We start from the raw sequence: 16545 nt of genomic DNA on the forward strand, positions 1-16545 counted from the left end.
CTGCACGGTGCGCTCTTCATCTCCCTCGCCCCTATAGGGAGAGGGCTGGGGTGAGGGGAAAAATTTTAGCGAATCACCTCATAAATGGCAGTCTGAATAGACTGCCATTTTTTCGTGGTGGCATCCGGCTGCGACTGCGCGCGCCGTGTGGCCATGTCGAGATCGTGCTGCTGGCGTTTCACCACGGCAGGCACGGTGCAGAAAGCTTTGAGATACTCTTTACGAACCGAGGTCAGAGACTCTCCGTTCGACATGGCGTGGCTGAGCGTGTTGATGAAGCGACGGCACGGCTTCTCTTCCACCATGTTCTGGCGGTAGCGTAACATCAGCTCCAGCACATCGTCATAGCCTGCCGACATCGCCTCTTCGGTCCAGGACAGCTTCCAGTCCATACCGCCCTGCAAAAATAGCAGGGTTACGCGGGTATCGTTGCGGTTAATGGCCGAGCGGAAATTATTCTCGTCCCAGGTGACCCCCATGCGCGTGAGCGTTTCGCGCGAAGAAGGCGTCTCGCGCATTTCCTGCGGAGGAGCCGCTTCAGCCGCGCTGGCGGTTGCAGGCTGCGGTTTGCTGCTGGTCACCAGCCAGAAGCCACCCGCCACGATGGCAATCACCATGACGCCAACCGCCCCCATAGCGCACCGGAAATGAGCTGCTCGCGTTGTTCAGGGGTACGCGGCGCGCGCTGGGTCGGCTTTTCAATGGTGTCACGGACTTCAAACAGATCCCCACCGGTGACCCGATCCATTTTCTGCGCCTTTTCCCAGAAGGTATGCAATTCGCTGGCATCTACCGCCATGAATCCGGCCGGATTGACGCGCGTTCTCCCCTCTTCAAACGCGCGCTGAACGGGCCGCGCGATCTGCGCGTAGTAGTTATCCAGCAGCTGAATTTGCGCCGAGCTTAACGTTTTCTGAACGGTGATGCTGTTGCGGATTTGCCGGATGTCATCGAGGAAGGTTTGCAGCGTTTTGCGCGGTTCAACCAGCAGCGTCAGCATGGACGGGTCGCTGAACAGCGAAGCGTAATAGCGGCTGAACTCTTTTTTATCCACCAGCATCTGCGCCAGTTCACTGAACATCATGCCGCTCAGGACATCATTGATCTCGCCAAGCTTCAGCCAGCGCCGCACGCGGTCAGCGTTAAACAGGGTCTTAAGATGGTTGTTCAGCCGCACCTGATCGGGCCAGGCCTGCTGGATGAGTCCTTTAATCATCAGCTCAATCGCGCGTACCTGCTTGTGCGCCTGCTGCTGCTGGAGTTCGCTTCCCGGTGCCAGGTCGGTGCTGTAGGTCAACAGCGGCTGCTGCAGGCGAAGATGTTCCAGCGCGGTCACAAACCGCATCGCCGCAATAAGCTGGTTTTCACTCACATCCTGTCCGCTTTCATACTGCGGAACGCGCTGCTGCAGCAGGCGCAGCTGGAGCGTAAATTCCGACATCTCGGCATCATTGAGGTTGAGTTTTTTCGCAACGGCTCCCCAGCCGCCCAGAGCTAATCGCGCGCTGTCGAGTTGTTCCAGAAACCAGCGTGGATCTTTTCCCTCAGAAGCATGTACATTCAGAAGGAGTAAAATTTCCACCGACGCATGGCGAATGACCGCCAGACAGTGTTCAAACTGTTCGCGAATATGATGTGATGTGCTGAGAGTCATTGTTTTCCTTAAGCGACAACGAAGACATCCGGAATGGGCACGAAACGCCCTTTATTCTTTTTATTTATACGCGGTTAACCATACCTGACTTTCTGTTGAAATAAAGTGACAACCCTAAAATGATTTAAAATGTTTCAGGAGAATCTGAATGCCGGTTTTAATTACCTCTCGCCTGACCTGTTCGCCCCTGCAGGAGCAAGACTGGCCCTTTTTTCTGGCGCTACAGCAGCACCCGGACGTGATGCGCTTTGTGGCGGAAGGCCGCCCCGTCGCGGCGATCCGCGAGGCGTTTGATTCGCGCCTGACCCCATGGGCACCGGGCAGCGCGCACTGGCTTTGTCTCGTCGTACGTGACACCGCCTCACAGGCCCCGCTGGGCGTTACCGGGTATATTCATCGGGAGGAAGACTGCGCCGAAGTGGGCTTCCTTTTCGCACCCGAGGCGCAGGGGAAAGGTTACGGCTTTGAATCCCTGAAAGCGCTTTGCGATTACGCTTTTGATCAGGGCGGTATACGGCGACTCACCGCCACCGTCACCGCGGGAAATGTTGCGTCAAGACGCCTGCTGGAAAAAGCCCGCTTTCGTCTGGAAGGTGAATTACGCGAGAGCTATTACCTTGCGGGGCGCTGGCAAAATGACTGGCTATTTGGTTTATTACAGCAGGAATACCTGAATAATAATTCCTGACCAACCGCTTTTTAGCAGATATTTCCCGGACGTCGTTTCCTCTTCAGTGTCGCTATTAAGAGGAAACGAATATCAAACGTCATTCGCTGAAAATATTTTCTGCCGCCATTGCGTTAATAAATAATCATCAGGGTCCTTCTCTTGAGAAATATCGTGATGAAAAGGGGTTATCGGCTATGGCTGCCTGCGTTCTTTATCACTGTCAGTATGCAGACACATCCATACTAAAGGTTTCATTAAGGGGTTCCTTCCCCTTAAGCCCGTGTATCACAGGAACATACCGCCTGATACTTCAATACGTTGCGCATTCATCCAGCCCAATTTATCGCTGAGCAGTGCCGCAATGGCATCGCCAATATCGTCCGGCAGCCCCACCCGGCCCAGCGCCGTCTGCGAGGCCAGAAGCTGATTCAGCTCCGCGTTGTCGCGCACGCGTCCGCCGCCAAAGTCGGTTTCAATCGCGCCCGGCGCAATGATATTGACGGAAATTCCGCGCGCGCCCAGCTCTTTCGCCTGATAACGCGTCAGCACTTCCATCGCTCCCTTCATGGCCGCGTAGGTCCCAGAGCCCGGCTGGGTAAAACGGGCCAGCCCGCTGGAGACGTTGAGGATACGTCCCCCGTCGTTAAGCAGCGGCAGCAGGCGCTGGGTCAGGAAGAAAGGTCCTTTGAAATGAATGTTCAGCGCTTCATCAAACTGGGCTTCCGTCGTGTCAGCATAGGGCGCATATAAACCCGTTCCGGCATTGTTCAATAAATAGTCAAAGGTTTCGCGCTGCCAGACGGTCTTAAGGGTTTCCTGAAGCTGTCGGGCAAAATGCTCAAAACCCGTGATATCCCCGACGTTGAGCTGTAATGCCGCTGCGTTGACGCCTTTTTCCTGAATTTCATGCACAACATCCAGCGCTTCCTGCTGGCTACGGTTGTATGTCAGGACAATTCCCGTTCCGTCTGCCGCCAGCTTTAACGCAGCGTTTTTACCCAGACCACGGCTACCACCCGTCACTAATGCGATACGTTCACTCATCATAAACCTCGTTTTGGCTGTTAAGGAGATTGAGAAAGAGCTTATTAGGTGATAGAAAATCAATAAAGATGGGTTAAAACGCTTCACTGTTTCACCAGAAACAACAATGAGCTTCCTCTATGGATAAAATTCACGCAATGCAGTTGTTCGTCCGCGTCGCGGAACTGGAGAGTTTTTCCCGCGCGGCCGAAACATTAACCCTGCCGAAAGGCAGCGTCTCGCGGCAAATTCAGGCCCTGGAAAACCGGCTTGGCACCCAGCTATTGCACCGCACCACGCGACGCGTCAGCCTGACGCAGGACGGCATGGTCTATTACGAACGGGCAAAAGATCTGCTGGCAAACCTTGATGAACTCGACGGTATGTTTCAGCACGATCCCTCCAGCATCAGCGGTCGGCTCCGCGTGGATATGCCCGTCGAAGTTGCTCGAAATTTAGTCATCCCCAAACTGCCTGCTTTTCTGCAGCACTATCCGGGCATTGAACTCGAGCTCAGCAGCAGCGATCGTCTGGTGGATGTGATCCGCGAAGGGTTTGATTGCGTGGTACGCGTCGGCACATTGAAGGATTCAGGGCTGATTGCCCGTCCGCTGGGCAAGCTGTCGGTGATTAACTGCGCCAGCCCGGATTATCTGGCGCGATTTGGCTACCCGGAAACGCTCGACGATTTAGGCTCGCACGCCGTGATCCACTACGCCGCAATGCTGGGAACCCGCCCGCAGGGCTTTGAGTTTTATAATGGCAGTACGACGCAGTGGATAAAAACGGGCGGGGTGTTAACCGTTAACAGCACGGAAACTTACCAGGCTGCCTGTCTCGCCGGGCTGGGCATTATTCAGGTTCCGCGGGTTGGGGTGCGCGATTTACTGCGCGCGAAGAAACTGATTGAGATCCTCCCGCAATACCGGGCCGAACCGATGCCTGTCTCCCTGATTTACCCTCACCGTCGCAACCTCTCCCGCCGGGTCCATCTGTTCATGGAGTGGCTTACCGAACTCACAAAAGCTTACGTGGACTAGCCGCAAGCTATAATTCAAAAACACATCCAGCTCAACGAAAAGGAAAATGCGCGTGACGCCGGAAAACAACCCGCAACGACCCACCCAACATTTAGAGTATGAGCCCGTCAAAAAGATGGAAACCGGGCCCGAAGAGGCCAAAACGCCAGGCACCGCCAGCAAAGCGCTGGGGACCGTCACCGGCATCGCCGCGAGAATTCAGCAGTTTCCCATGGTTGCGCATCTGATACGCGCGACCGAGCGCTTTAATGACCGCATGGGGAACCAGTTTGGTGCCGCCATCACCTATTTTTCCTTCCTGTCGATGATCCCGATCCTGATGGTGTCGTTTGCAGCGGCCGGTTTTGTGCTCGCGTCGCACCCGACGCTGCTGCAGGATATCTTCAGTAAGATCCTGAATAACGTCAGTGACCCGACTCTTGCCAGCACGCTCAAGAGCACCATCAATACCGCCGTTCAGCAGCGTACCACCGTGGGTATTGTCGGTTTGCTGATTGCCCTTTACTCCGGCGTTAACTGGATGGGCAACCTGCGCGAGGCCATCCGCGCCCAGTCGCGCGACGTCTGGGAGCGTAAGCCGCAGGACCAGGAGAAAATCTGGGTAAAGTATCTCCGCGATTTTGTTTCGCTGATTGGCCTGCTCGTCGCGCTCATCGTGACGCTTTCCATTACCTCCGTGGCGGGCTCGGCGCAGCAGATGATCATCTCCGCGCTTTACCTTGATTACATCGAATGGCTGAAGCCCGCCTGGCGCGGCATTGGGCTGGCCATATCCATCTTCGCCAACTACCTGCTGTTCTTCTGGATATTCTGGCGCTTGCCCCGCCATCGTCCGCGCAAGAAGGCGCTGATCCGCGGCACGTTGATTGCGGCGATCGGCTTTGAGGTGATCAAAATCGTGATGACCTATACGCTGCCGTCGCTGGTGAAATCCCCTTCCGGCGCGGCGTTTGGCTCGGTGCTGGGACTGATGGCCTTCTTCTACTTTTTCGCGCGCCTGACCCTGTTCTGCGCGGCATGGATTGCCACCGCCGAGTACAAAGGCGACACGCGAATGCCCGGTAAAACGCACCGCTAGCCCCGCTCTCGGGCTGAAATTTCAGCCCGATTCATCATTTCAGCATATAAATCCAGTCCGTAACTTTTATTTAACCAAAAACCAGTTTAATTGACTGATATTTAAAATCTGTGAAGCATTTCATAGACGTGTTTTCGCTGACCTGAAAATTATCCGCTTTTTGTTGCTTTTATCACCAGCGCGCGGCTTTGTTACAGATTGAAATGTCGCTTTTGCTGTGCGTAATATGGCCTTTCGTTCGACAAAAATAAGAAAATATTATGCAAGCAACAGCCACCACACTCGACTCAGGAACGGAAAACGTTCCGGTAAACTCGCGCAATAAAGTTGTCGTCGCCTCGCTGATTGGCACCGCCATTGAGTTCTTCGACTTTTATATTTATGCCACCGCCGCGGTCATCGTCTTCCCGCATATTTTCTTCCCGCAGGGCGATCCGACGGCGGCCACGCTGCAGTCTCTGGCCACCTTTGCCATCGCGTTTGTTGCGCGTCCGATTGGCTCTGCGCTGTTTGGACACTTTGGCGATCGCATTGGCCGAAAAGTCACCCTGGTGGCCTCGCTGCTGACGATGGGCATCTCCACCGTAGCCATCGGTCTGCTGCCGACCTATGAAACCATCGGCATTCTGGCGCCGGTCCTGCTGGCGCTGGCGCGTTTCGGTCAGGGTCTGGGGCTGGGCGGTGAATGGGGCGGCGCGGCGCTGCTGGCCACCGAGAACGCCCCGGCGCGCAAGCGCGCGCTGTACGGCTCATTCCCGCAGCTGGGCGCGCCGATTGGCTTCTTCTTTGCCAACGGGACGTTCCTGCTGCTCTCCTGGCTGCTGACGGATGAACAGTTCATGAGCTGGGGCTGGCGTCTCCCGTTTATCTTCTCAGCCGTGCTGGTGCTGATTGGCCTGTATGTGCGTGTTTCGCTGCATGAGACTCCTGTTTTTGCGAAAGTGGCCGCGGAGAACAAGCAGGTGAAAGTGCCGCTGGGTACGCTGCTGACCAAACACCTCCGCGTGACCGTGCTGGGCACGTTCATCATGCTGGCAACCTATACGCTGTTCTACATCATGACCGTCTACTCCATGACGTTCAGTACCGCCGCCGTGCCGGTTGGCCTGGGCCTGCCGCGTAACGAAGTGCTGTGGATGCTGATGATGGCGGTGATCGGGTTTGGCGTGATGGTACCGATTGCGGGCCTGCTGGCGGACAAATTTGGTCGTCGTGCGAGCATGATTACGATCACCACGCTCATCATTCTGTTCGCGCTGTTCGTCTTCCCGCCGCTGCTGGGTTCAGGTAGCCCGGCGCTGGTGATGGCCTATCTGCTGATTGGCCTGAGCCTGATGGGGCTGACCTTCGGCCCGATGGGCGCGCTGCTGCCTGAGCTGTTCCCGACGGAAGTGCGTTATACCGGCGCGTCGTTCTCCTACAACGTTGCCTCTATTCTGGGCGCGTCCGTTGCGCCGTATATCGCCACCTGGCTGCAGGCGAACTATGGTCTGTTCTATGTGGGCGTCTATCTGGCGGCCATGGCGGCGCTGACGCTGATTGCGCTGCTGCTGACGCACGAGACGAAGCATCAGGCTCTGTAATTCACTGCGGCCCGATGCCCTCACCCCGCCCCTCTCCCACAGGGAGAGGGAGAAAGTCCCGTAGGCCGGGTAAGCGCAGCGCCACCCGGCAAAAACAGGCCGCACCTTACTTCTTCATCTGCGACAAAATAGTCCGGCACTGATTGGCCTCGCCTTCTGACGGCGAAATCAACGCCAGCAGCGCTGCGGCCGGGGTGACCAGCGTCGCCAGGGCCGCAGCCACCGCACCGCGCGCAATCAGCGGTCCGGGCTTCACGCCCGCCTGCGGGTTTTTGAAGGTTCCGCGCACGTAAAGCGGCGAGCGCAGGGTGATGATGCGGATCCCCTTACTTTCCGGGTCAATCGTCAAATCAAGCTGCTCCGAGGCCATGCTGGCGGTCCCGGTCACGTTAATCACCGCGTTTTCCGTGTCGAAGGCAAATATCTGCGGGCGCGCCACGCCGTTAACCAGATCCAGATTGGCCGCCGCGCAGTTCACCCGCACCTCGTCATCACCAAAAATTTGCCCGATGACGTAGTTACCGACGTTCAGCCCCAGGATCTCCATCAGGTTGCGGCTGACCAGCCCGTCGTTCATCAGCAGCTTCAGGTTACCATTGCCGCTGCCCAGCAGCGCCGCCACCGAGTTCCCCACGCCGCGAATGTCGGCATCACCGTTCATTTCACCGAGGGTTTTCTGCATCAGCTCTACGTTCGGCATCAGCTCTTTCAGCTTCAATCGACGCGCCTGGATCTCCGCCCGTCCCTGCATCGGCTTCTTATCGCCTTCCAGATGAATGTTCGAGGAAATTGTCCCGCCCGCCATGCCGAACTTCAGCGGCTGCAGGCGCAGATCGGCATTTTTGAGGAGGATATGGGTCGAAAGATTGCTGATTGGAAGCGTACTGCCATGTTCAATTTTTCCGCCTTTGAAGCGCACATCCGCATCCATCACGTTCCATTTGTCGGTTTCGAAGCGATCGTATGGCAGCACTTTGCCGGCAGGCTGAACATCCTTTTTGACCTCTTTCGACCTGGTCCCTTTACCCGAGTCCACGCCAATCAGCGGACCAAGATCGGCCAGACGCAGCTGACGGGACTCGACATCCCCTTCCAGTTTCGGGCGCGGTTTTCCGGTGGTGTAGGTCAGCGTGCCGTGGATATCACTGTCGCCGATGCGGCCGTTGAAATCCCGGTAGTCAAAAACGGACGCTTTTTCGGTTTCGATTTTGGCAACCAGATGCCCGTCCGTTTCGAACGGCGGGGTATCCGGCAGCAGCACGCCGGTCAGTTCATACAGCTCGCCCAGAGAATCGCCGGCAAATTTGAGCTGAAGGTCGACGCCGCCCATATTCATCGGATCGTTGACCGTGCCAACGAACGCCACGCGGGTGTTACCGGAACGGAAGTCCGCCTGCACCGGGAACGGCGTGCCTTCGCTCCGCAGCGCCAGCATGCCGCCTATTTTCCCTTTACCACTGAGAGGCCGATCGTTGTAGCGTCCTTTTGCCGTCAGGCCGAAGACATAGTCACCTACGCTTGCCGCGTCGCCTTTTGCTTTTGTGCCCGTGACCTCGCTAAACGGCAGCGGTTTGCCCAGCGGATCGACGAGGATCTCCACATCCGCCTTGCTGACCTTATCGTCGATGGCGATCCGTCCGCGATCGAAAAGAATATTGTCGAGACGGAATGACCAGGAGGAAGGCTGGGCATTCGGATCTTTTTCGCTGTCGCTGGCAAGGTTAAACGTCCAGTTGTTGTTTTTTTCTGAAAGTCGGATCAGGCGCGCATCGGGCTGCTGAAGTTTGATCCACGGCAGATAGACCGTTTTGGTGAGGAGCGCCAGCGGAGCCAGCGTGGCTTCAACGCGCGGCAGGTGGATCATGGTGACGTCCGGGATATCCGGCGGGTTGCCGAGAATGATGTCGTCGGCATGGACGTGAGGCCAGGGGATCCAGCTGCGCCAGCCGGGCTCCTCTTTCTGACGCTCCCATACCACCCCTAAATCGCCGCGTATGGCGAAGGGGCGGTTCAGTTCGGTTGAGACTTTCTGGTTGATGGTCGGCTTGAGACGGTTCCAGTCAAACGTCGCAATAATGATGGCGACGACCACGATCAACAACAAGAAAATCCCTGCTGTCCAGGAGATTACCCTGGTTGTTCTCGTCATTTTTATCCCCTTTCCTGATGACCTGTCCTGTAAAACTATAGTCCAGACAAAGGGAAGCGGGCTTATCAGAGGGTCGTTATCACGCTATCGAGGCGATCCATGGGTACCGGGCGGGAGAGATAATAGCCTTGCGCCGCCGCTGCGGGGGAGTTTTGCACATCACGCCACTCTTCCAGTGTTTCCACACCTTCAACAATCACGCCCTGGCAATAGCGGTTCATCAGCTGTAATAACAGCGTAAACAGATTCCGCCCTTCCGGGGTTTGACGCAGCATAATGAACAGGTCGCGGGCCACTTTGATGTAGTCGTAGCGCACCTCACTCAGGGCGGAGAAGTTCGCCATGCCGGTGCCAAAGTCATCCAGCCACAGCGGGCCGTATTCGCATATCGACGCAAACGAGGAGTCCTGCGGCAGGCGGACATGCTCCACCAGCTCAAAGCGCATCCACGGCAGGGTGGCGATCAGCTCCTGCAATTTTGCGTTCTGACGCAGCGCCAGCAGGGTTGGACCATCGACGTTCACCGAGGCGAGGATATCGTGCCGTTCGAAAAAGGACTGCTTCGTTGCCAGCATACGAAGCTGTTCTTCCAGCACGTCCAGACGCTGGCGAACGGCAACTTCGGCAAAATAGCGATCCGGCGCGATGCGCTGAGTAGGGTTTGAGGGATGCGTAACGACGGTCAAAATTTCAATTGCCATCAGTCGACCATCTGTTCGGTAGATCGGCTGATAGGTGTACGCACGCTCACATTGCAGCCAGTAGCGATGCTCCTGCAAGTTCTCAATACTTGCCTCAGGCGTAGTGCTCAGCCGCTGGATAACCTGCTCTGACTTCATTTCAGATGTCCTGTTGTTGGGATAGCCTTTCTGGACTCGTCACAGGATTATCGGCGCGACAATTGAGAACTTTATGTTCAATTCACCGGGAAAATGAAATTAAGATGACAGAAATGCGCGGGAACACGCGCTGGCTCAAATAAAATAATGGAACGTTGTTTTAATATAGTTGACCGGTTAATTCACTCAGCGCACACTGCTGATAATTCTTCTGTTCAGGTTCACGACTATGTCCAAAAAAATTGCCGTGATTGGCGAATGCATGATTGAGCTGTCACAAAAAGGCGCGGAAGTCAGCCGCGGATTTGGTGGCGATACGTTAAACACGTCCGTTTATATTGCCCGTCAGGTCGCGCCTGAGGCGCTCACCGTGAACTACGTGACCGCCCTGGGTACGGACAGCTTCAGCCAGCAAATGCTGGAGGCCTGGCAGAGTGAACATGTCGAAACGTCGCTGATTCAGCGTATGGAGAACCGCCTCCCGGGGCTTTATTACATCGAAACCGACAGCACCGGCGAACGCACGTTTTATTACTGGCGTAACGAAGCCGCGGCCAAATTCTGGCTGGAGAGCGACGCGGCCGCGGCCATCTGCGAAGAGCTGGCGACCTTTGACTACCTCTATCTGAGCGGGATTAGCCTGGCGATCCTGAGCCCTACCAGCCGTGAAAAGCTGCTCTCGCTGCTGCGCGAATGCCGTGCAAACGGCGGCAAGGTTATTTTCGATAACAACTACCGCCCGCGCCTGTGGGCCAGCCGCGAAGAGACGCAGCAGGTCTATCAGCAGATGCTGCAGTGCACCGATCTCGCCTTCCTCACGCTCGACGATGAAGACGCCCTGTGGGGTGAGAAACCGGTAGAGGACGTGATTGCACGCACGCAGGCGGCAGGCGTGAGCGAAGTGGTGATTAAGCGCGGGGCGGATTCATGCCTGGTCGCGGTGGCGGGCGAAGCGCTGGTTGACGTTCCGGCGGTAAAGCTTGCCAGAGAGAAAGTGATTGATACCACGGCGGCCGGTGATTCATTCAGCGCGGGCTATCTGGCGGTACGTCTGACGGGTGGAACGCCGGAAGCGGCGGCACAGCGTGGGCACCTGACGGCCAGCACGGTGATTCAGTATCGCGGGGCGATTATTCCGCGTGAGGCGATGCCTGTTTAAGGAGGGTGCGGGCTGATGCCCTCACCCTAACCCTCTCCCACAGGGAGAGGGAATGTTTAAGCATTACTGCCCCTGCGGAATATCCGTCGCGTCCGGATGTAAATCATCAGCCGTGGCGGCCTGCGCGGGCTGCGGCGCGGTAGCCATAATGGAATCCCAGGTCTTCTGAAGTTCCTTCATGTCATATTCCGGCTCGCCCTTCGGTTGCAGGAGGATCAACGCCATCTCCTGCGACAGCTGCTGACGGAGGTCCTGATTGAGCATCTCGACGGTCAGACCGTTCAGGAAGTCCTGACGCAGTTTCTGGTACTGTTCCGGCGCAATGTCCACCACCTGATTCTGCAGGGAACGAATACGCTGGCTGATCAGAATGTCGGTATCGGCGCGAGCGTAGGTCGCAAACAGCTTCTGCAGCTCGAGTTTTTTCTGCGCCACGAGAGCGTTGAATTCCTCTTCGGAAAGCCCCTCTTTACGCACTTTTGCCAGCTCTTTTGCGACCACGCCCAGATTGGCATTCAGCTTATCGCCCGGTGATTCAACGTTGATGGCACACTGCGCACGCTGGAACAGCACGCGGCAGTCAAAGCCAAGACCGATATTCTTCACGTTGTTCTTGCTCAGCGTCTGCTGAACGTGCCAGAACAGCGCTTCACGCGCCAGATCGGCACGCCAGTAGCGCAGCATCGCCGCGGACTCGCGGATGGGCTGCCAGGCGTTATCCCACATGACGGAGAGGCGATCCTGACGCACGGCGTCCGTCATAATGCTGACAGGCTCTGCACGCAGCGGAGAGAGCGTCGGGACAGGGGCTGGCGTTTCACGCTTGCCTTTCAAATCACCAAACGCTTTGTTGATCTGCTCCACCACCGCGCGGCTGTCCACGTTACCCACCACGATAAGCGTCATCGCATCCGGGGTGTACCACTTCTGGTAGAACGATTTTACCTGTTCGGCGTCCACCGGCTGTTTCAGCGGTTCGGCCGGGTCATGTCCCAGCAGCGTCGAGCCCTTCAGGCGGTAACGCCACCAGCCCTCTTTGGTATCCCCGGGCCAGGTCGCCACCATGTCGCTGTTGCTCAGCGCATAGTTGACGGTGTCCGGCGTAATCGCCAGATTGCCAGAGGCATCGGAGAGATACGTAAGCGCTTCTTTAAGGAGGTCGTTACGGTTATTTGGCAGGCTCAGGTTAAACATGGTGTAGTCATACGAGACCACAGCCGGAGGGAGCGGGCGTTTCGGATCGATGGCCTGCTGCCAAAGCGAACGCACCTGAACCGCTTGCAGGCTGCCGCTCTGCGTGAGCGCCAGCCGTGGAATAAAATGGCTAAAACCGGTTTGCTGAGTGCTTTCCGCGAGGGAACCGGTATTAATGGACAGACGGATTTCTACACGGTCACTGGGACGTTGCGGAGTGGCTAAAACCTGCCACTGAAAACCGTTCGCTAATGTCCCTTGTTGCCAGGCCGGGTCTGGCTGGAGCGCATCTGCCTGCACATAACTGGCTGCTGCCATCATCAGCAAACCGCCGGTTAAGAGTCGAATTTTTGTGCCCTGCATGTGAACCCCTGATCAACATTCCTGGTTAAAAAAGAGTGTTTCGCGACGCGCTTCACTCTTAAAGATGACGATGAAAACACGTCGATTAGACCGCGCGTTCGGCAAAACGTCACGGTCAGAAGTGAAATATACCCAAAAAAAATCTTGTCGAATTATGACAGGTACGAACAGTTATTATGCGCAGGAGCCCGCATCCCGACAAGGGAATACGGGCATTTGTGACAAGATTAAGAGGTTAAGCCAGGATTTTTGCTGTCAGTTGAACGGTTATTCAGAGTATCGTCGAGCTTTTTGTGATCCAACTCTTTCACCCATTTCGCCACCACCACCGTTGCCACGCCGTTACCCACCAGGTTGGTTAACGCACGTGCCTCGGACATGAAGCGGTCGATACCGAGAATCAACGCCAGACCCGCCACCGGCAGGTGGCCCACAGCGGAAATAGTGGCAGCCAGCACGATAAAGCCACTGCCCGTAACGCCTGCCGCGCCTTTAGAGGAGAGCAGGAGCACCACCAGCAGGGTAATCTGATGGAAAATATCCATATGGCTGTTGGTCGCCTGAGCGATGAACACGGCCGCCATCGTCAGGTATATCGAGGTGCCGTCCAGGTTGAAGGAGTAGCCCGTCGGGATCACCAGACCGACCACCGATTTACGGCACCCCAGCTTTTCCATCTTGTCGAGCATACGCGGCAGCGCCGATTCTGAAGAGGAAGTCCCCAGAACGATCAGCAGCTCTTCGCGGATGTAGCGGATAAATTTGAAGATGTTGAAACCCGTCGCGCGCGCGATGGAGCCCAGCACCACGACCACGAAAAGGATACAGGTGATATAGAAGCAGATAATCAGCTGACCCAGCTGCACCAGCGTACCGACGCCATATTTACCGATGGTGAAGGCCATCGCGCCGAAAGCACCGATCGGCGCCAGGCGCATGATCATATTGATGATGCCGAAAATCACCTGGGAGAAGCTTTCGATCACATTAAAGATAAGCTGGCCTTTGCTGCCCAGACGGTGCAGAGCAAAGCCAAACATCACGGCAAACAGCAGAACCTGCAGGATGTTTCCGCTGGCGAACGCGCCAATGACGCTGCCCGGAATCACGTCCAGCAGGAAGGCCACCACACCCTGATCCTTCGCCTGCTCGGCATATACCGCGACCGCTTTGGCATCCAGCGTTGACGGGTCTACGTTCATCCCCGCGCCCGGCTGCACCACGTTGACGATGATCAGACCGATAATCAGCGCAAGGGTACTGACCACTTCAAAATAGAGAAGCGCCACTGCACCGGTACGGCCGACCGCCTTCATGCTTTCCATGCCAGCGATGCCCGTTACTACCGTACAGAAGATCACCGGCGCGATGACCATTTTGATGAGCTTAACGAACGCGTCGCCAAGCGGTTTCATTTGCGCGCCCAGCTCAGGGTAATAGTGACCCAGCAGAATACCGATGGCGATGGCTGTCAGGACCTGGAAATAAAGACTTTTGAAGAGTGAGGTTTTCATAAGGTGTCCTTGGGAAGAAAAACCACAGGCTTTGTAAGGTTATGGTTAACCTGCGGCTTTAAAATAACACCCACATAACAGGACAGAAATAAACTCAGTTCAAATTTGAAACACAAATGTTAAGAACTTTGAGCTGGCTCGCACAAGCCAGCAACAAAATTACACTTTTGCGTTATTGTCAGCACCAGAAAGGTATCGTTCTTCAAAGACATCCGAAGGAACAGCAGGGGCAAAAAGGAAGCCTTGTCCGCTCTCCACGCCCGCCTCTGCCAGCCATGCGCGTTGCGCTTCGGTTTCAATCCCCTCGGCAATAAGATGCAGGTTGAGGCTGCGCGCCATCTGGATAATCGCCTGCACCATGCTGCTGTCGCCCGGCAGACCGTCGACAAACGCTTTGTCAATTTTGAGCACATCCACCGGAAGGGTTTTCATATGCTGAAGCTGACGCAGCCCGGCGTACCCCATACCAAAATCGTCCAGCGCAATGCGAATGCCGGCATTGCGCAGCGGTTTCAGGATCGCGACCGCCTGATTAGGGTCGTCTATGCGACGGCTCTCCGTCACTTCCAGAGTTAACGTATCAGGCTTGATTCGGTAACGATGGATCAGCTCCAGCATCTCTGAAACCATGGTTGGGTGCATCAGCTGTACGGCAGACAAATTGACCGACAGCGGCAGCGTCACGCCGCGCTCCTGCCAGGCGGCAAGCTGACGGCAGGACTCTTCCAGCACCCAGTAGCCGACGGTAACCATCAGGCCGCAGGACTCAATGCGCTCAATCAACCCTTCCGGCAGCTCCCATGAACCATCCGGCTGCTGCACGCGCAGCAGTGCCTCGGCGCTTTTCACTTCTCCCGTCAGCAAATTCACCTGCGGCTGTAGCCAGAGGGCAAACTGGCGGTTATCCAGCGCGGTCAGGATGTCGCTCTCTTCCGTCAGTCGCTGCTGCGCCTTTTCCATCTCTTCCGGCGCGAAGAACTGGATCTGATTTTTGCCTTTGCGCCGGGCGGTGAACGCCGCCGAGAACGCGCGATGATAAAGCTGCTCTGCCGTTAAATCGCCATAGTACATCGCAATACCGATACTGGCGCTTGGACGCAGCTGGATACCCTGAATGGGCAACCGCTCATTAATGACAGTGAGTACTTGCTGACCTAAAGTGATCGCATGCCAGGGTTCTTTTACGCCGTTGGCAATCACCACCAGGTCGTAACCGCTGACCTGGGTCAGCACCATGCGCGGGGCAAGGACAGACTTCACTTTTTCCACCAGGGTCAGCAGCAGCATTTCGCGCTGGCTCTCCCTGAGCACGCCAGCCGTGTCCTGCAGGGTTTCACAGGCGATAACCATCAGCGCCGTGGTTTGCTGACGGGCAACGGTCTGCTCCAGCATCGCCATCAGGAAGGCTTTGTTGGGAAGCTCCGACACCGGGAAGCGCGTGGCGCTGCTGTTTAACTCATCCTGCTGGCGCTGAATGCGCTGCTGGTTGAGGTTGTAGCTGCGCACCAGCATGCCTATCTCATCGTCATGATGCAGACGCGGCAGCTCAAGCTGATGCCCCATCTGATCCTGCGGCGCAAGCGTATTCAGCTCGCGGGCGATACGGCGCAGCGGATGAACAATCAGCCGGTTAATGCACCAGGTGAGCGCCACGCTGAGAATAAGCGTCATAAGTAAGCAAGTGGTCACTAACGTAACCACCCAGCTCATGACGAATTTATACATGCGGTAGGAATCCGCCTGTAATACCAGGTAGGCCAGCGGCTGCGGATTGGCAGGGCGTTCAAGCGAATAAACGGGCAGCGAAATCTGCACCGGCAGTTCAAACAGGCGCATCACCATCATTGGGACGGGACGCTCCGGGATAAAGCTCATCCGCAGCGCCTGAAACTGGTTGGGCAAGACCACATCGGCGCGGCTAACGACGCCGGCAGGCTGAATGCGTTTTAAAATGGTTTCCGCTTCGGGAATATCCCCTTTCAGGATAGCGGCAGAGAGCGGGCCGCGCACCGAGCGCGCGATACTTTCTAACTGCGAAGCCGTGTTATAGCGATTCTGCTGTACGGAATGAAACAGCAAAATTACGCAGAAGAGCAGTACAAACAGCACGGTGACGGCAGAAACCATCGCCATCTGTTTGATTGTTAAGGAACGGCTGACACGCAAAATGACTCTCCACAAAACTCGAAGCGCAGGGCGCGCCAGGGTGTAAACCTGGCGCGCCTGAGTATACCCGATTGCCGCGCTATTAAGAGAGACTTACAAATGGATTAAGGATA

General features: G+C 56.2%; 11 protein-coding genes and 1 pseudogene. 5 read left to right on the forward strand and 7 right to left on the reverse strand.

Annotated features, from left to right (window positions below; genetic code table 11):
* Positions 1-65: 65 nt before the first annotated feature.
* A pseudogene (locus tag EnteroDNA1_RS12735) lies at positions 66-1654 on the reverse strand (STY4199 family HEPN domain-containing protein).
* A gap of 148 nt (positions 1655-1802) precedes the next feature.
* Here EnteroDNA1_RS12735 and EnteroDNA1_RS12740 point away from each other — a divergent pair.
* Positions 1803-2342, forward strand: coding sequence for a GNAT family N-acetyltransferase (locus EnteroDNA1_RS12740; RefSeq protein WP_069303398.1), 540 nt, complete (start codon positions 1803-1805; stop codon positions 2340-2342).
* Between the two features lie 267 nt (positions 2343-2609).
* Here EnteroDNA1_RS12740 and EnteroDNA1_RS12745 read toward each other — a convergent pair whose 3' ends face one another.
* Positions 2610-3368 carry an SDR family NAD(P)-dependent oxidoreductase gene (locus EnteroDNA1_RS12745; protein ID WP_069303399.1) on the reverse strand — a complete coding sequence of 253 codons (759 nt, stop codon included), beginning with the start codon at positions 3366-3368 and terminating at the stop codon, positions 2610-2612.
* A gap of 119 nt (positions 3369-3487) precedes the next feature.
* On the opposite strand from EnteroDNA1_RS12745, the gene EnteroDNA1_RS12750 reads away from it, so the two are divergent.
* The 3 genes from EnteroDNA1_RS12750 (at position 3488) to EnteroDNA1_RS12760 (ending at position 7048) form a co-directional block, all read left to right on the forward strand.
* Positions 3488-4387 (forward strand): LysR family transcriptional regulator, encoded by a 900-nt coding sequence (locus EnteroDNA1_RS12750; protein ID WP_069303400.1) that lies wholly within the window; start codon positions 3488-3490, stop codon positions 4385-4387.
* Positions 4388-4439: 52 nt separating this feature from the next.
* Positions 4440-5465, forward strand: a complete 1026-nt coding sequence (gene yhjD, locus EnteroDNA1_RS12755) for an inner membrane protein YhjD (protein WP_038417846.1) — start codon at positions 4440-4442, stop codon at positions 5463-5465.
* Between the two features lie 260 nt (positions 5466-5725).
* The gene (locus EnteroDNA1_RS12760; RefSeq protein WP_069303401.1) at positions 5726-7048 is read left to right on the forward strand and encodes an MFS transporter; all 1323 of its coding nucleotides are present in this window, start codon (positions 5726-5728) and stop codon (positions 7046-7048) included.
* Positions 7049-7154: 106 nt separating this feature from the next.
* Here the strand turns inward: EnteroDNA1_RS12760 and EnteroDNA1_RS12765 are convergent, their stop codons facing one another.
* Complete coding sequence (locus EnteroDNA1_RS12765; protein WP_064673673.1) at positions 7155-9197, reverse strand: AsmA family protein; 2043 nt, start codon at positions 9195-9197, stop codon at positions 7155-7157.
* A gap of 65 nt (positions 9198-9262) precedes the next feature.
* Positions 9263-10036 carry a cyclic-guanylate-specific phosphodiesterase gene (pdeH, locus tag EnteroDNA1_RS12770; protein ID WP_039263033.1) on the reverse strand — a complete coding sequence of 258 codons (774 nt, stop codon included), beginning with the start codon at positions 10034-10036 and terminating at the stop codon, positions 9263-9265.
* Positions 10037-10265: 229 nt separating this feature from the next.
* Here pdeH and EnteroDNA1_RS12775 point away from each other — a divergent pair, with 229 nt between their 5' ends.
* Positions 10266-11195 carry a sugar kinase gene (locus tag EnteroDNA1_RS12775; RefSeq protein ID WP_069303402.1) on the forward strand — a complete coding sequence of 310 codons (930 nt, stop codon included), beginning with the start codon at positions 10266-10268 and terminating at the stop codon, positions 11193-11195.
* A 63-nt stretch (positions 11196-11258) separates the two neighbouring features.
* On the opposite strand, the gene EnteroDNA1_RS12780 is transcribed toward EnteroDNA1_RS12775, so the two are convergent.
* The 3 genes from EnteroDNA1_RS12780 to hmsP all read right to left on the reverse strand — a co-directional run bounded on the left by EnteroDNA1_RS12780 (position 11259) and on the right by hmsP (position 16432).
* A complete protein-coding gene (locus tag EnteroDNA1_RS12780) occupies positions 11259-12752 on the reverse strand; it encodes a M16 family metallopeptidase (protein ID WP_033146870.1) in 1494 nt (497 codons plus the stop codon).
* Positions 12753-12979: 227 nt separating this feature from the next.
* Positions 12980-14266 (reverse strand): dicarboxylate/amino acid:cation symporter, encoded by a 1287-nt coding sequence (locus EnteroDNA1_RS12785; protein WP_023309587.1) that lies wholly within the window; start codon positions 14264-14266, stop codon positions 12980-12982.
* Between the two features lie 159 nt (positions 14267-14425).
* A complete protein-coding gene (hmsP, locus tag EnteroDNA1_RS12790) occupies positions 14426-16432 on the reverse strand; it encodes a biofilm formation regulator HmsP (protein WP_069303403.1) in 2007 nt (668 codons plus the stop codon).
* Positions 16433-16545: the final 113 nt, after the last annotated feature.

The sequence above is a fragment of the Enterobacter sp. HK169 genome (assembly GCF_001719105.1).
Taxonomy (GTDB): domain Bacteria; phylum Pseudomonadota; class Gammaproteobacteria; order Enterobacterales; family Enterobacteriaceae; genus Enterobacter; species Enterobacter asburiae_B.

Bases quoted from the DNA above. Each gene is read 5' to 3' on its own strand.
- EnteroDNA1_RS12750 (WP_069303400.1), top strand. From the start codon at position 3,488: ATGGATAAAATTCACGCAATGCAGTTGTTCGTCCGCGTCGCGGAACTG.
- EnteroDNA1_RS12780 (WP_033146870.1), bottom strand. From the start codon at position 12,752: ATGCAGGGCACAAAAATTCGACTCTTAACCGGCGGTTTGCTGATGATG.
- EnteroDNA1_RS12785 (WP_023309587.1), bottom strand. From the start codon at position 14,266: ATGAAAACCTCACTCTTCAAAAGTCTTTATTTCCAGGTCCTGACAGCC.
- EnteroDNA1_RS12775 (WP_069303402.1), top strand. From the start codon at position 10,266: ATGTCCAAAAAAATTGCCGTGATTGGCGAATGCATGATTGAGCTGTCA.
- EnteroDNA1_RS12765 (WP_064673673.1), bottom strand. From the start codon at position 9,197: ATGACGAGAACAACCAGGGTAATCTCCTGGACAGCAGGGATTTTCTTG.
- EnteroDNA1_RS12745 (WP_069303399.1), bottom strand. From the start codon at position 3,368: ATGAGTGAACGTATCGCATTAGTGACGGGTGGTAGCCGTGGTCTGGGT.
- EnteroDNA1_RS12760 (WP_069303401.1), top strand. From the start codon at position 5,726: ATGCAAGCAACAGCCACCACACTCGACTCAGGAACGGAAAACGTTCCG.
- EnteroDNA1_RS12740 (WP_069303398.1), top strand. From the start codon at position 1,803: ATGCCGGTTTTAATTACCTCTCGCCTGACCTGTTCGCCCCTGCAGGAG.
- pdeH (WP_039263033.1), bottom strand. From the start codon at position 10,036: ATGAAGTCAGAGCAGGTTATCCAGCGGCTGAGCACTACGCCTGAGGCA.